This is a genomic window from Halostella salina (genome assembly GCF_003675855.1).
Classification (GTDB): Archaea; Halobacteriota; Halobacteria; order Halobacteriales; family Natronoarchaeaceae; genus Halostella; species Halostella salina.
In genome coordinates this window covers 387,274-401,707 of record NZ_RCIH01000003.1, presented here as the reverse complement: position 1 = coordinate 401,707, position 14,434 = coordinate 387,274, and the positions used below count along the sequence as shown (strand labels likewise).

Here is a 14,434-nt window from a genome sequence, read left to right as displayed (position 1 = left end):
AATATGTTAGCTAAAATATATTTTAGCCGGGGGCGTTCGCCGTGTGAGTTACCCGGGTGGAACGGAAACACACGGACGATGTCAACGGGCGTGATCGTCGCCGGCGGGCGCTCGACGCGGTTCGGCGAGGCGGACAAAGCCGTGGCGGAACTGGCCGGGACGCCGATGATCCGCCGGGTCGCCGACCGGATAGCGCCCGCCGTGGACGCCCTGGTGGTGAACTGCCGGACGGACCAGACGGCGGCGATCCGGGAGGCGCTGGCGGGGTACGAGCGTCCGGTGACGTACGCGGAGGACCCGGAACCGGACGAGGGGCCGATCGCGGGGATCCGAACGGGACTCCGCGCCGTCGGCGACGAGTACGCACTCGTCGTCGCCTGCGACATGCCGTTCGTCGACCCGAACGTGGCGACACTGTTGTTCGAGCGCGCCGAGGGCCACGACGCCGCGGTACCGCGCCGCGGCGAACACGTCGAGCCGACCCATGCGGTCTACCGGGCGTCGGCGATGGCGGCGGCCTGCGAGGATACCCTCGCCGCGGGAAACCGCAAGGTCGCGGACGCGCTGGCCGACCTCGACTACGTCGCCGTCGACGAGGCCGACATCCGGGCGGTCGGCTCGCTCGACACGTTCGAGAACGTGAACACGCGCGAGGGGTTCGCGGCCGCCGCCGAGCGGATCGAGGCGGGGCGACGCTGACCGCGGAGTCGCCGGGGGCGGGCCGACGGGACGAAAACCCTTATCGGCGCATCAGCGCCTATTCCCGGGTATGGACGCAGACGACGTGCTCGACCTGTTGCGCGAGGTCGAGGACCCGGACCTCGGCGACGACATCGTCTCCCTGAACCTCGTCAACGACGTGACCGTCGACGGCGAGACGGCGCGAGTGTCGCTGGCGCTCGGCGCGCCGTACTCCCCGAACGAGACGGGGATCGCGGACCGCGTGCGCGAGGTGCTCGCCGACGCGGGGCTGGAAGCGGACCTCTCCGCCGAGGTCGACGACGGCATCTCGGCCGACGAGCAGGTGTTGCCCAACGTCGAGAACATCATCGCCGTGGCGAGCGGGAAAGGCGGCGTCGGCAAGAGCACGGTCGCCGTCAACCTCGCGGCCGGGCTGTCGAAGCTCGGCGCGCGGGTCGGCCTGTTCGACGCCGACGTGTACGGCCCGAACGTGCCGCGGATGGTCGACGCCGACGAGGTGCCACAGGCGACGGCCGACGAGACGATCGTCCCGCCCGAGCAGTACGGGATGCAGCTGATGAGCATGGCCTTCCTCGTCGGCGAGGACGACCCCGTCATCTGGCGCGGCCCGATGGTCCACAAGATCCTCACGCAGCTGTGGGAGGACGTGGAGTGGGGCCACCTCGATTACATGGTCGTCGACCTGCCGCCGGGCACCGGCGACACCCAGCTCACCCTGCTCCAGAGCGTCCCCATCGCCGGGGCCGTCATCGTCACGACGCCCCAGGAGGTGGCGCTGGACGACGCCCGCAAGGGCCTGGAGATGTTCGGCAAGCACGACACGCCCGTCCTCGGGATCGCCGAGAACATGGCGACGTTCAAATGTCCCGACTGCGGCGGCGAACACCCCATCTTCGGCGAGGGCGGCGGCGAGCGCTTTGCCGCCGAGAATGACATGCCGTTCCTCGGCTCCGTGCCGCTCGACCCGGCGGTGCGCCACGGCGGCGACGAGGGCGAACCCATCGTGCTGGACGAGGACAGCGAGACGGGCCAGGCGTTCCGCGACATGACCGAGCGCGTCGCCAACAACGTCGGCATCGTCAAGCGCCGCCGGCAGTAGACCGTCTCGGGCCGGGGCGTGCGTGTTCAGGCACGGACCCGTCGCGTAGCGGTTAACACCACCCCGTCCGTAGCGGGCGACATGTCCGACTTCGACCCCGACCCCGAGCGCGTCGAGACGCTCCGGGCGGTCGCTGACGACGTGCGCGGTGACAGCTCCGAGAGCAAGCAGATCGCGGCGATCCTCTACCGCGTCAGCGACCTGTACGACGCCGACGAGGACACCGACCCGCAGGAGATCTATCTGAACGTCCGGAACATCCTGAACGTCAAAGAGCAGGGCGGGCTGGAGCGCTGATACGCGCGGGACGGACGAGCAGCCGCAGCGCACCGCGGCCGTTTTTACGCTGGACCCCCTCGGCTGACGCGTGGACGCACACCAGCAGGACACCGCGAACCCGTTCGGGATGGACGAGGACTGCGAGAACTGTCCCGCCCTCTGCGAGACACGGGAGCAGGTCGTCCACGGCTACGGCGACGTTGGCGCGGACTTCGTCTTCGTCGGCGAACGCCCCGGTCCGGGCGCGGACCAGACGGGCGTCCCCTTCACCGGCGATTCGGACAGCGAGGCGTTCCTCTCGGTCCTACGCCGACTCGGACTCTGTGCCTCCCCGGCCGACAGCGACGAGCCGGAGCTACACAACGCCTTCCTGACGTATCTCACGCGCTGTCGGGACCCCGAGCGCCCGCCGACCGACGAGGAGATCCGGACCTGTGAGCCGTACCTCAACGCCGAGGTCCGGATGATAAACCCGGAGATCATCGTTCCCGTCGGGGAGCGCGCGCTCGCGGAGATAGCGACCGAGTACACGACGACGCCGGCCGAGGAGTTCGACATCGCCGAGCACCACGGCGAGCCGATCCGCGGGCGGGGGTTCGAACTCGTCCCGATGGTCCCGCCGGGCGACGCCAGCGACGAACGGACCCAGACGTTCGTCGAGTCGTTCTCGGAGCTGATGGCCAGCGACTACCGGCAGACGAAGGGTCGGCGCAGCCGGTAGGCAGCAGGAGAGGACAGCTACGCGGCGGGGTGCCTTACGGCGGGTCGATCTCGTCCTCCATCGCGCCCCACAGACAGATGTCCTTGTACTCGCCGTCCTTGAAGTAGTGGTCCCGGCGGGTCCCCTCGTGTTCGAACCCGAGCTTTTCCAGCACGCGCTCGCTGGCACCGGCACCACACTGGACCTTCGCTTCGACCTTGTGAGCGTTCAGTTCGTCGAACGCGTAGTCGACGAGCAGCGACATGGCCTCCGTCGCGTACCCGTTGCCCTGCTCCTCCGGCAGCACGTAGAACCCGAGCGTCGCGGTCCGGGCACGCAGGTCCTGCAGCGTGCATCCGGCCCAGCCGACGACATCCCCGGCGACGCGTATCGCACACAGCGCGTTGGGAGCCTCGGTCGACTGCTTCCGTTCGATCCACTCGCTGGCCTCCTCCCGGGTCACCGTGCCGCCGTACGCGCCCGTCGTCCGCATCTCCGGGTCCGTCCGCGACTGCGCGTAGGCCCGGACGTGAGCCGTCCGGTCAGGGTCCAGTGGGACGAGCTCGACGCTGGAACCTTCGAGGAACGCCATGGTACACGTTAGCAATGTAACGTATTAGTTCTTTCACCAGTACGGCGTCTCGTCACCGCCGCGTCGGCCGAGTGCGGTCCAGCCGACGACGAGGACGGCGACCAGCGCGGCCGTCGCCAGTGCCGCCGTCCGGGTGGTTTCGAGGACAAGGACGGCCGGTCCGCCGACGATGGCGACGGCGGTCAGAAGCGTCGCGAGTCCGGCGAGTGGCTTCGTCCAGTGCACGGACGCCTATCGTCGCGCCGAGGTAATAAAACGGCGCACCTAAGGGAGCGGCCGCCCGAGCCACGGACATGACAGTCGTCGCAGTCCCCGCCGACCCGCCCCGCGAGGGCGTCGTACTGCCCCGGCTCCCGGACACGTCGCCGCTCTCTGCCGACGAGGCGGCCGACCTCTACGAGGCGACGTTCAAAGACACCGTCACGGCGGTCGACGGCAGCGGCGCGGATCTCCTCGTGAACTACCGCGACGACGAGGACCTGCCGTCGTGGGACGGCGAGAGCGCCGAGGCACAGCTCCGCGCCGCGGTCGTGGACGCGCTGGGGAGCCCCGACGACGTCCGGTTCGAAGTGCAGGTCGGCTCCTCCCGGGCCGCCCGGGTCGGCAACACGGTGACGCACTTGCTGGAGACCGAGAGCGTCCAGTCGGCGGCGGTGCTCTCGCCCGCCGCGCCGCTGGTCGACCGGACGAAAATAGACGAGGCGGCGATGAAGCTCCGCCGGAACGAGGTCGTTCTCGGCCCGGGCGAGGCCGGCCGCGCGTACTACGCCGGCTTCACCGATCCGGTCGACTTCGAGGGCGCGTACACGCCGCCGGTGCTTGAGACGCTGACGAACCGCGGGGCGGACGCCGGGCACGCGGTCGAGTACCTGCCGATGCTCCCCCTGATCGAGACGGGGCGGGACCTCGCGTCGGTCGTCTCGACCGTCCGCGCCCGGACCCGTGCGGAACTGTCCATCCCGGAGCACACGGCGTCAGTGGTCGCGGACCTCGGGCTGCGCGTCGCGGAGGGCGGCGACGGCCCCGCCGTGGTCCGCGACTAGCGCAGGTCGAAGGCCACGGCGACGGCCGGCTCCCAGTAGACGAACCGGTAGCGCCCGGCCGGAAGCCCGGGACAGACTTCGAGGTCGCTCGCGTTCGGGTGGTCCTCGACCACGCCGTCCTCGGTCATCGGGAGCCGCCACTCGAACCCCTCGCCCGGCGCGTGGGAGACGGCTTCGTCCGTGTAATCGAACGCCCCGTCGCCGGCGATGCCGCGAACGTCCTGCCAGCCGCCCTCGGTTTGCACCTGCAGGTTGTACTTGTACCGGTTCCCGGTGGACAGTTCCGAGTCGCTGACGTTCGTCAGGCGCACGACCACCTCGTCGCCGGGGCCGGCGGTCAGTTCGTCGACGCGCAGCGCGAACCCCGGATCGGTACCGTCGCGGGACGCCTCGCCCCAGGCGAGTTCGTCCTCGTCGAAGCCCGCCGGGTGGCGTTCGAACCCGTCGTCCTCGCAGGACAGCGCCGCAGGCACCGTCTCGGGGTCACCGTCGGGCCGGACGTGGCCGGGCAGCGACTCGGGGTCCGGCCCGAGCGGGTCGTCGGCCGTCGCCGAGAGTTCGGTCGTCTCGCCCCAGCCGTCGGTGACGGTCACCGTCGCCTCCGGGACCGGGTCGCCGTCGAACGTCGCGCGGACCAGCGCGCTCGGGTAGGTGATCGCCTGCGTACACATCGTGTTTTCGTCGCTTCCGTCGACCGCGGACGCCTCGGCCGTCACCGCGCCGTCGGCCAGCGAGACATCGCTCACGGACAGTTCGCGGTAACAGCCGTTCGGCGCGGCCGCGGTCACGAGCAGCAGCGTCGACGTCTCGAAATCAGTGTCGCCGACGAAGCTACGGGTCGGGTCGGAGAGCCCGCTCCCGAGCGCCGCGTCCGCACGTTCCCGGCTGTCGATGACGACGAGGTCCGCCGTCGTCTCGCCGCCGTCCCAGCCGAGCCGTCCGACGGACGGCGCTTGCTGTACCTCGCTGTCGACCAGTTCGGCCGGCTCGTCGGCTTCGCCGTCGCCGGTCGTATCTTCGTCGCCGGAGTCCGCACTTCCGAGACAGCCGGCCAGCGCGGCCGCGAGCGTCGCGCCGCCGAGTCGGAGGGTCGTTCGTCTTGATGTCGGGGGCATATCCGGTGCTACCACAGCCGGTATAAGGTGCTTTGTGGAGAGTACAGGAACCGCTGTAGTCACGCCGTTGCGGGGGTCGGTGCGTTCCGACACATCTTAAACCGGCCGCGCTGTATTGCGGACCGAGGTGGGGTGGCAGAGCGGCCTATTGCGCCTGCCTTGAGAGCAGGTGTCCGAGAGGACTCCTGGGTTCAAATCCCAGCCCCACCGCGTCTGCTCCGAGTGCTTGCACGAGGAGCGACGCGTCCACGCTGGGATTTGAAGTAGACGAGTCACAGCCCGCACAGGGAGCGAAGCGACCGAGCAGGACTGTCTCGGCGTGGTTCAAATCCCAGCCCCACCGCTTGTGAGCGAACGGACGTGAGCGAACAGCGGGCCGACTTGGGTTTGAAGTAGCCCGTCCGGACGTGGTCCGGATCCCACCCTGTCGCCCTCGTAAATACCTTTCTCCGCGTTTCCGCTCGGAGAACACCGCTCCCCGGATTAAGTGGTCGGGGCACCGATTCAACGAGTGCAATGGTTCCCCGCACGACGCGACGACGCTATGCGTCCGGCCTCTCCATGCTCGCTATCGCCGCCCTCGCAGGCTGTGCAGGCGACACCGGTACCGACGAGAGCGACGACACGGAGACGGACGCGACCGACGAACAGGCAGCCACGAACACCGACACCGAACAGCCGACGACCGAGGAACGGGAGGCCGAAGTGACCGGCAGCCCGGCGGACCCGGTTGCCGGGTACGTCGAAGCCAGCGCGACGGCGGACGACCCGGACGTCGTCGGGTCGTACTTCCACCCCGTCCACCCGTTCCACCCGGACAACATCGAGGAGGAGGCCGAGGAGTGGCTGCTGCTGGACCGGGAGGTCGAGGAGGTGAAAACCGAAGTCGTCGAGGACGCCGAGGTGACGACCGACACCGTCTTTTCGGCACCGCTGTTCCGGATGTCGGAGGTCAGCCGGGACGCCGTCGGCGAAGCGATCGACGGCGGGCGGACGGCCGTGGTCGACGCGACGGTGACGTACGGGAACGAGGAGACGACCGAGTTCCGCTCGGTCACCGTCACGGCCGACGGCGAGTGGGTCGTGCTCGCACAGGGGATCGAATCCCCCGACGAGGACCGGGCGGACGGCTCGTCGCAGTTCGAGACCCGCGTCGTCGACGACGTGACGTTCGACGCCGAGGAGGACAGCGCGCGGGTTCACTTCGTCGACTCGCCGGTCGCCGACAGCGTCACGGTCGAGGCGAAACACAGGTTCTCCTCGAACTCGACGAGCACGCCCGAACCCGTCGAGTATCTCACGGTGTACCTCGACCCGGAGGGCGACGCCGTGCTCGTGAGCGCGACGCTGGACGGCGAGTCGCGGCCGATCCACCGCGAGCGATACCCCGACTCACACCGGGTCGTCGACGAGGTCACGTACGACACCGACCCCGACACCGACCTGTACGACGCGACGGCCAGGGTCGAGTTCACAGGGAACGCCGAGGGCGAGCGACTCGCCGCCGAGTCGACGGTCGCCGGCGGATCGGTGTCGACCGACTCGCCGTCGAGTATCAATTACGCCACCCTCGGGATCGACCCCGACGGCGACGAGGTCGTGGTGACGCTGACGACCGACGGCGAGGCACAGGTCGTCCACCGCGAGCGGTTCCACCCGTAGCTGACGGGCCGGCCCGCCCCGCCGCACCGACGATATATTCCCACAAACGAAGTTTCTTCAGTCGGCCGATACAGTAGTCGAGCCGATGACCGAGAACTCGGAGACGGTACGGCTAGGTGTCGTCGGACTTGGTTTTATGGGGCGGACGCACGCGACGAACGCGGAGACGCTCGGGCACGAGGTGGTCGCCGGCGCGGACCTCGCGCCGGAGGCGCGCGAGGACTTCGCGGAGACGTTCGGCGCGGCGACCTACGAGGGGTTCGAGGCGATGTACGACGCCGAAGAACTCGACGCCGTCGCGGTGTCGACGCCGAACTCGGTCCACGAGGAGGCGGTCGTCCCGGCGCTCGAACGCGGCTACGACGTGCTCTGTGAGAAGCCGCTGGCCCACGACCTGGCGAGCGCCGAGCGCATCGCGGCGGCGGCCGCCGACGCCGACGCGTTCTGCGCGGTGAACTTCCACAACCGCATCTCGGCCGCCGCCGAGATGTTCAAGGCGTATCAGGCGGACGGGGAGTTCGGCGATATCTCCCACGTCCGGGCCGACTACGTCCGGACGCGCGGCATCCCCGGCGTCGGATCGTGGTTCACCAACGAGCGGCTCTCCGGCGGCGGCGCGGTCGTCGACATCGGCGTCCACGCCATCGACTTCGCGCTGTACGCGATGGACTTCCCCGAGGTCGAGACGGTATCGGCGGTCACGCGGAGCCAGTTCGGCAACCGCGAGGACTACGTCGACCCCGACGACTGGTACGACGAGACGGCCGAGGCGGTGTTCGACGTGGAGGACTCCGCGACCGCGCTGATCCGGTGTGCCGACGACCGGACCATCTCGCTCGAAGTCGCCTGGGCCGCCAACGAGCCGGAGTCCAACCAGTTCGTCATCCGCGGGACCGAGGCCGGCGCGGAGCTGACCCTGGGCGGCGAGGAGCTGACGATCTACGACGCGGAGAAACACGGCGCGGACCACCTCGTCGAGTCCACCGCATCCGGCGGCTCGCTGGACCACACCGGCTGGGAGGGAAGCGCCGAGCTGTTCCTCGACGCCGTGGCGGCGGGCGAAGCGCCCGAGAGGAACACGGTCGAGCAGGCGCTGACCGTCCAGCGCGTCATCGACGCCATCTATCGGTCGGCCGAGACCGGTGAGTGCGTCTCGGTCGACGAATAGGGCGGTCCGTCCCCTGCACGGTCGAGCACGCGCTCGACGAATTCCCCTTTGCGCTCGGTGTACGCCGCCCGGTCGTCCGGGAACCGTGCCGCAAGGTCGCGTTTCAGGCCCGCGTACGCCGCGGCGACGGGCGGGTTCGCGCGGAGATAGTCGCGAAACGCGATCTGTTCGGCGCAGGTGTCGCTTCCCCGCTCGGTCAGCGAGAGGTAGTGCGTACGGTTCGACCGCGGGCCCTTCGCGAGGAAGACGCGGTCGGGGACGCCATCGTTTGGCCGGTGTTCGTAGCCGTTCGCCTCCAGAGTCGGCACGAGTGCACGCGCCGTCTCGCGGCTCGGGACGACCGCGAGCACGTCGACGATCGGTTTGGCCGGGACCCCGGGAACCGCCGTGCTCCCGACGTGGTGAAACTCACTGATGTCGTCGCCCACGACGGCCCGGAGGCGGTCGACCTCGGCCGCGTACCGCTCCGCCCACGCCGGGTCGTGTGGTGCAAGCGACACCGTCCCGCGTGCCAGTCCGACCATGCCGGACTCGGGGCCGCGGAGGGGGGTAGTTCTTTCGACAGCCGGGGATCGGGCTCTGCCGGGCACGTTGCCGGCGTGGCTCGTACGGCGACTGCCCGGACCAGAACCCTCATTTGCCGCCGGATTCAGGGTTCGTACGTAATGGGCGACAGCGGTGATCCGGCTGGCGACGGCGCGACAGTGGTGGTCGCCGACGACGAGCCGAAAGTAACCGACCTCTACGCCGGCTATCTCGAACCGGCGTTCGACGTGCGGCGCGCGTACGACGGGGAGGGCGCGCTGGGGGCGGTCGACGAAGACGTGGACGTGGTGTTGCTCGACCGGCAGATGCCGGACATGTCCGGCGACGAGGTGCTCGACGCGATTCGGGAGGAGGGGTACGACTGCCAGGTGGTGCTGGTCACCGCCCTGGAGCCGACCATGGACATCGTCGACATGCCGTTCGACGACTACGTCGTGAAACCGACCGACAAGGCGGAGATAAACGCCGTCGTCGAGCGCCAGCTCCTGCGGGCGAGCCACGACGCGGAGGTCAACGAGTACCTGCGACTGCGCTCGAAGATCGAGGTCCTCCGCGAGGAGAAAACCGAGGAGGAGCTCGCGGAGAGCGACCGGTTCGAGATGCTCACCGTCCTCGCCGAGTCGCTGTACGACGACCTGCAGGAAGCCGTGGACGACACCGACGCCGTGGCGGACGTGGACGACCTCGTCGGGGACTCCTGAGGTCGGTCCTCACCACTCGGGGTCCAGACCGAGCGCACGGTCCAGCAGGTCCGGGTCGTACGCCGCCTCGGTCTGTGCCGGGCGGGCCGCGTCTATCCGGTGGACCGTCCGCACGGTGTTCGCGAAGTTCTTGAACGTCGCCTCGTCGACCATCTGCCCGTCGAGCGTGACGGCTCCGGTTCCCTCCGCCTTCGCCGCCTCGAACCGTTCGATCTTGCGCACGTCCCGTCGGAGTTCCTCGGGGGTCGGCATGTGGATGCGGTTGGCCTGTGCGGTCTGTTTCGGGTACAGCGACCAGCTTCCGTCCAGCCCGAGCGTCGCCTCGCGCTCCACCTGGTCCGCGTAGGCGTCGCCGTTGTAGAAGCGGACGCCCGCCCGCTCGCGGAACAGGTCGTCGAACGGGCCGCCGACCGCGACGAGGTCATTCGCGCTCGCCTCGTTCGAGAGGTCCGCGAGGAGGCCGTCCCACGTCGGGCGCTGACCGTCGATGGCCCGGCCGCCCAGTTCTGCGGTGTAGTCGACCGGGCCGAAGACGAGGCCGGCGAGCCGCGAGTCCGCGCCGAACCGGGCGATCTCGCGGAGGTCCGACTTCGCGCGGGCCGTCTCGACGATGACCGAGAGTTCGACCGAGCCGTCGGGGTGGCCGTACTCGCGCTCGGCCTCGGCGACCGCCTCGGCGGCGCGCTCCACGTCCGCGACGCGGCCGACCTTGGGGACGACGACGCCGTCGACGGCGTCGCCCGCCTCGCGGACGATCGTCCGGATCTCCTCGCGGCCGCGCTCCCGGTCGCGCTCGCTGTCGTACCCCCACTGGACGCGCGGCCAGAGTTCGCCGGCGAAGCCGGTGCCGCCGGCGAGGCGGTCGACGACGTTTTCCAGCGCCTCGTCCTTGCGGTTCGGCGCGGTGCCGTCCTCCAGGTCGGGGACGAGCCAGTCGGGGGCCTCGAACCCCTCGGCGGCGAGCGCGGAGTCGAGGTACTTCGCCGAGTTCTCCTTGGCGACGGCGGCCGGTGCGGTCTGGAACGTGCGGCAGAGTCGTGTCATGGTGTGTGTGTGCTGTTCCCGCCCCGGACGAGCGCGGTTCTGATGCCGGAGTACACCGGCTCATCGTGCTGGTTGAACGCGATATGCTGGAACCGGACCCGGCCGCCATTGGGCGGCCCGTCCGACCGGTCGGCGTCGAGGACGCGGGTGAACCCGTAGACGGTGTCGCCCGGCGTCACGAAGTCGTGGAACCGCTCGTCGTCGTAGCCGAGTTCGCGGTGGGTCAGTTCGTCGGACCGGGCGTGTGCGAGCGCGACGGAACGGGTCACGTCCCCGTAGGCGACCAGCCCGCCGGACGGCGAGTCGGCCATGCGGTTCGCGTCGTGGTGCTGTTTCGCGGTGTTAAGCGTGGCCAGGGGGAGCCCGGAGACGAGTTCGGCGTCCATCGTCCGGCCGCGCTCGTGGCGGTACGCGACGGCGGCGTCGCGGTCGGCCGCCCGGTCGAGCGCCCGGCGGAAGTCGCCGAACGCGGGACCGTCGGGCGCGATCAGTTCGTCGGGGAGCGCTGGGATGTCGTCGGCGTCTGATCCGCGACCGTCCCGCTCCGCCTCCCTGCCGTCGGTCTCCAGCGGCTCCCGGCGCGGCACCATGTTCGTGCGCTCGTAGGAGAGCAGCGCCTCGCCGGTGTCGGCGTCGACCCCTCTGGTCTCCCAGGTGACGATGCCGTAGTCCGGCCGGGAACTCGACTCGCGCGTCGCGAGCACCTCGGACTCGACGTGGAGTTCGGTCCCCGGATACACCGCCGGCTCGTGGACGGTCACGTCGTCGCGGCCGAGGAAGTAGCCGCCCTTCTCGCTCAGGTCCTCGACGCTCGGTCCCATCGTGCAGGCGACGAGGTAGTCCGGGTGGACCGGCGGCTCGTCGAACCCGCGTTCGCGGGCGGCGTCGGTCCGCCAGTACGCCGGGTCGTGGTTGAGGGTCCGGCTCAGCCACTCGTCGTTGCCGTGCCGGGTGAGCCGGATCCCGGCGTCGTGCTCGATTCGGTCGCCCTCCGCGAACGCCTCGAAGTAGTTGCCCTTCTCCAGCGTCGTCGCGCGGTCGAGCGCCGCGCCGAACGTGTCGGGGTCGGTCCAGTCAGTCACCGGCGGTCACCTCCGGCGCGTCGCGGGTCCGACGCGAGAGCGTGCGGCGCATCTCGTTCGTGACGGCCATGTACCCCTCGTCGAACCCCATCCCGGGCTTGGCCAGCACCTGCGCGGCGTCGGTGGCGAGCGCGACGTGCGCGCAGGCGCGTGCCGACGTGACCGTCTCGTTGCAGGTGCCGCCGAGGTAGGCACGGGTGTCGGTCCCCTCGCAGTAGCGCACGGCCTCGCCGGAGCGCTGGATACCACCGAGGTCGGGGGTCTTCACCTGGACCACGTCCGCCGCGCCCGCGTCGACGAACGCCCGCACGTCGTCTGCCGTGTTGCACCACTCGTCGGCGACGATATCGACGCCGACGCCGGCGTCCGCGAGACCGTCGCGGAGTTCGGCCATCGCGTGGATCTGTTCAGCGCGCCCGCCGGCGTCCATCGGCCCCTCGACCTGCAGCGGGTACGGCGCGGCCGCCGCGCGCAGGTCGGCGAAGTAGTCGGCCACCTCCTCGCGGTCGTACGGCGGCCCGAACAGGTCGCCGAGCGTGCCGTACACGTCGACGTGGAACCGCGGCGCGTAGTCCTCCGGGCCGAGTTCCTCGGCTCTGGTCGACAGCCAGCCGAGATAGTCGACCAGTTTCCCGCCGTCCTCGCCGACCTTCCCCTCGCCGTTGAACAGGCCGTGCGGGAGGACGGGGACGCCCTTGACGAGCATCTTCTCGGCGTTCTCCCGGCGCGCGTCCCCGGACTGGCCGAACACCGGTACGGGGCGGTCGGCCGGCGTCGTGCCGAGCGCGTCGGCGAGCACGTCGGTCCGCGTCGTCCGTCGGGCGTGGGCGGCCGCCGCGAGCAACGCCTGCGAGACACCGTACCGGACTGCGGTGTGGAGGCGGTCGCCGCCGCTCTCGACCGGCGGGAGGTCCTCGACGACGGCCGCGTTCTCGGCGAACGCGTCGGCTGGGCGGCCCGCGATCACGTCGGCGACCGGTCCCTCGACGGCGTCGGCGTAGCGGTCGGCGCGGAACAGCGGGTCGCGCCCGCCGGCTCCCGAGTACTGGACGGCGGCGCAGTCGCCGGAGACGACGGCCCCGTCCGAAAGTTCGAGGTCGACCGACAGCGCCTCGCCGGCCTCGCGAATCCGGTCGAAGCCCGGCGTGACGGGGTCGCCCTCGTAGGTGAACCCGTCGCGTGTCGCGCCGTCGGTGATCGCCCGCTGGTCGTCGAAGAAAAAGCCCGAGACCGTCGGGACGGCGCTGACGCGCTCAATCCGCATCCGTGCCACCTCCGGGGCGGCCGATGAGCTTCCCGTCGCTGATAGCGTCGACGTCGTCGGCGACCATCGTGAACGAGCGGTCGCGGTCCTCGGTGCGCGCCCGGTCGGCGAGGCGCGCGCCGTGGACTTCCTTGATCTCGTCGCTCACCGCGAGGTCCGCGAACGTGAAGATCCGGACCCGACCGTCGTCGTCGCGGGCGGGGAGCACGTCGCCCGCCGCGCTGTCGCTCGGGGCGAAAGGCACGTCCAGATCGCCCGCTTCGAACGCCCCGACTACGCCCCGGGCCACGTCGCCGTTGCCGTGCCGGTCGACCGCATCCATCAGGTCGTGTGTCGCCCGCTCGATCAGCTCCTGTTCCTCGTCGATGCCGTCGATGTCGATGTCCTGCTCGATGAGCATGTCGATCAGCTGTCTGGTGGTGCGAAGCCCCGCGGCGTTGGCCTCCTTCGTCGGGACGCCCTGGAACTCCTGCGGGGACTTCGTGATGATCTTGTCCGGCTGTGCGATGGCGGCCGTCGCGCCGCCGAGCCCGATGACGCCGCTGGCGCGGGCCTCGTCCGGCGGGAAGCCGCCCATCCACTCGTGGAAGACGGTCGTCACGGTCACCGCGTCGGGGAGGTACTCCTCCCCGAGTTCGCGGAGCGCGCGCAGGGCGGCCACGTCCTGCACGACGTTGCCGACCTGTCCGTAGCCGAGCGTGAGCGAGCGGACGCCCTGTGTCGCCGCGAGCAACCCCTCCACGAGCATCACCGCGATGGCGATACACGGCGGGACGAGCGTCCCGGTCAGCGGGCCGAACGGCTCGCGGTTGATCCGGACGCCGCGCTCGGTGTACGCCCCGGCGAGGCGGTCGACGTACTGCCAGTGCTCGATCGTCGTCTCCAGGTCGTCCTCCTTCGTGTAGGGAATGTTGTAGGAGATCGGCCCGCCCTCGAAGCTCTCGAACCCGCCGGCGAACGTGACGGCGGCGAGCAGGCGCGCGTCGGGCGTCCCGTGGCGCACCTCTATCGGGCGGTCCAGCGCCTCGATCAGCTCCCGGCAGCCGTCGACGCCGTGGTTGACCGCCGGGAAGCCGTTGAGCGCGTCCTCGCCGGTCTCGCGGGCCTCCTCCAGCCCCTGCTGGGCCTTCTCGTACTCGTTGTCGCGCGTGTACGAGTCGATGGTCGTCGGGAGCAGGTCCGCGAGTCCCTCGCGCTCCAGGTGACGAAGCAGTTCGATCTGGTCGTCGAGACACGGGACGCCGGCGCGTGGCTGTAGGAGCGGGCGGTCCGCCGACTCCAGCACGCGCGCGAATCGCTTCCCGTCGGGCAGGGACTCGTGGTAGGCGACCGCCGCCTCGAAGTCGACCGTCTCGCCGGTCGGCCAGTCGCTCCGGACGGACTCGTCGATGCGTCGCAACTCCTCGGGGGGCAGGCGTTCGTCGCGTGTCATGCGTC

Annotated in this window: 16 protein-coding genes and 1 tRNA gene; 9 read left to right on the top strand and 8 right to left on the bottom strand. The window is 70.2% G+C overall.

All coding sequences use genetic code 11. From position 1 onward, the window contains the following. The first annotated feature begins 78 nt into the window (after nucleotides 1–78). The 4 genes from D8896_RS08155 to D8896_RS08140 all read left to right on the top strand — a co-directional run bounded on the left by D8896_RS08155 (nucleotide 79) and on the right by D8896_RS08140 (nucleotide 2,801). Nucleotides 79–699: a molybdenum cofactor guanylyltransferase gene (locus D8896_RS08155; protein ID WP_121821596.1), complete on the top strand. Its 621-nt coding sequence runs from the start codon at nucleotides 79–81 to the stop codon at nucleotides 697–699. A gap of 70 nt (nucleotides 700–769) precedes the next feature. Continuing rightward, nucleotides 770–1,801 (top strand): Mrp/NBP35 family ATP-binding protein, encoded by a 1,032-nt coding sequence (locus D8896_RS08150; RefSeq protein WP_121821595.1) that lies wholly within the window; start codon nucleotides 770–772, stop codon nucleotides 1,799–1,801. 81 nt (nucleotides 1,802–1,882) lie between these two features. Then, a complete protein-coding gene (locus D8896_RS08145; protein ID WP_121821594.1) occupies nucleotides 1,883–2,098 on the top strand; it encodes a hypothetical protein in 216 nt (71 codons plus the stop codon). Between the two features lie 70 nt (nucleotides 2,099–2,168). Then, nucleotides 2,169–2,801 carry a uracil-DNA glycosylase gene (locus D8896_RS08140; protein ID WP_121821593.1) on the top strand — a complete coding sequence of 211 codons (633 nt, stop codon included), beginning with the start codon at nucleotides 2,169–2,171 and terminating at the stop codon, nucleotides 2,799–2,801. Between the two features lie 34 nt (nucleotides 2,802–2,835). Here the strand turns inward: D8896_RS08140 and D8896_RS08135 are convergent, their stop codons facing one another. Together D8896_RS08135 and D8896_RS08130 are read right to left on the bottom strand one after the other, a co-directional pair. Then, nucleotides 2,836–3,372, bottom strand: coding sequence for a GNAT family N-acetyltransferase (locus D8896_RS08135; RefSeq protein WP_121821592.1), 537 nt, complete (start codon nucleotides 3,370–3,372; stop codon nucleotides 2,836–2,838). Between the two features lie 33 nt (nucleotides 3,373–3,405). Continuing rightward, the gene (locus D8896_RS08130; RefSeq protein WP_121821591.1) at nucleotides 3,406–3,597 is read right to left on the bottom strand and encodes a hypothetical protein; all 192 of its coding nucleotides are present in this window, start codon (nucleotides 3,595–3,597) and stop codon (nucleotides 3,406–3,408) included. A gap of 68 nt (nucleotides 3,598–3,665) precedes the next feature. On the opposite strand from D8896_RS08130, the gene D8896_RS08125 reads away from it, so the two are divergent. Continuing rightward, complete coding sequence (locus tag D8896_RS08125) at nucleotides 3,666–4,415, top strand: hypothetical protein (RefSeq protein WP_121821590.1); 750 nt, start codon at nucleotides 3,666–3,668, stop codon at nucleotides 4,413–4,415. Here the strand turns inward: D8896_RS08125 and D8896_RS08120 are convergent. Next, nucleotides 4,412–5,530, bottom strand: a complete 1,119-nt coding sequence (locus tag D8896_RS08120) for a hypothetical protein (RefSeq protein ID WP_121821589.1) — start codon at nucleotides 5,528–5,530, stop codon at nucleotides 4,412–4,414. The two genes, D8896_RS08125 and D8896_RS08120, sit on opposite strands and share 4 nt — an antisense overlap. A gap of 126 nt (nucleotides 5,531–5,656) precedes the next feature. On the opposite strand from D8896_RS08120, the gene D8896_RS08115 reads away from it, so the two are divergent. The 3 genes from D8896_RS08115 (at nucleotide 5,657) to D8896_RS08105 (ending at nucleotide 8,360) form a co-directional block, all read left to right on the top strand. Next, nucleotides 5,657–5,740 (top strand) — tRNA-Ser (locus D8896_RS08115). Nucleotides 5,741–6,046: 306 nt separating this feature from the next. After that, nucleotides 6,047–7,192: a hypothetical protein gene (locus tag D8896_RS08110; RefSeq protein WP_162991501.1), complete on the top strand. Its 1,146-nt coding sequence runs from the start codon at nucleotides 6,047–6,049 to the stop codon at nucleotides 7,190–7,192. An 85-nt stretch (nucleotides 7,193–7,277) separates the two neighbouring features. Next, nucleotides 7,278–8,360 (top strand): Gfo/Idh/MocA family protein, encoded by a 1,083-nt coding sequence (locus tag D8896_RS08105; protein WP_121821587.1) that lies wholly within the window; start codon nucleotides 7,278–7,280, stop codon nucleotides 8,358–8,360. On the opposite strand, the gene D8896_RS08100 is transcribed toward D8896_RS08105, so the two are convergent. Further along, on the bottom strand, nucleotides 8,315–8,884 hold the full coding sequence (locus D8896_RS08100; RefSeq protein WP_121821586.1) for a GrpB family protein: 570 nt from the start codon (nucleotides 8,882–8,884) through the stop codon (nucleotides 8,315–8,317). The two genes, D8896_RS08105 and D8896_RS08100, sit on opposite strands and share 46 nt — an antisense overlap. 141 nt (nucleotides 8,885–9,025) lie before the next feature. Here D8896_RS08100 and D8896_RS08095 point away from each other — a divergent pair, with 141 nt between their 5' ends. Beyond that, nucleotides 9,026–9,607: a response regulator transcription factor gene (locus tag D8896_RS08095; RefSeq protein ID WP_121821585.1), complete on the top strand. Its 582-nt coding sequence runs from the start codon at nucleotides 9,026–9,028 to the stop codon at nucleotides 9,605–9,607. A 9-nt stretch (nucleotides 9,608–9,616) separates the two neighbouring features. Here the strand turns inward: D8896_RS08095 and citE are convergent, their stop codons facing one another. From citE to D8896_RS08075, 4 genes are read right to left on the bottom strand one after another with little or no spacing between them, the layout of a single operon-like run. Next, nucleotides 9,617–10,651, bottom strand: coding sequence for an L-malyl-CoA/beta-methylmalyl-CoA lyase (gene citE, locus D8896_RS08090; RefSeq protein WP_121821584.1), 1,035 nt, complete (start codon nucleotides 10,649–10,651; stop codon nucleotides 9,617–9,619). Beyond that, nucleotides 10,648–11,733, bottom strand: a complete 1,086-nt coding sequence (gene mch / locus D8896_RS08085; protein ID WP_121821583.1) for a 2-methylfumaryl-CoA hydratase — start codon at nucleotides 11,731–11,733, stop codon at nucleotides 10,648–10,650. The genes citE and mch overlap by 4 nt, the downstream gene beginning before the upstream one ends. Beyond that, complete coding sequence (locus D8896_RS08080) at nucleotides 11,726–12,997, bottom strand: methylaspartate ammonia-lyase (protein ID WP_121821673.1); 1,272 nt, start codon at nucleotides 12,995–12,997, stop codon at nucleotides 11,726–11,728. The genes mch and D8896_RS08080 overlap by 8 nt, the downstream gene beginning before the upstream one ends. Beyond that, nucleotides 12,987–14,429 (bottom strand): methylaspartate mutase subunit E, encoded by a 1,443-nt coding sequence (locus D8896_RS08075; RefSeq protein ID WP_121821582.1) that lies wholly within the window; start codon nucleotides 14,427–14,429, stop codon nucleotides 12,987–12,989. The genes D8896_RS08080 and D8896_RS08075 overlap by 11 nt, the downstream gene beginning before the upstream one ends. Nucleotides 14,430–14,434: the final 5 nt, after the last annotated feature.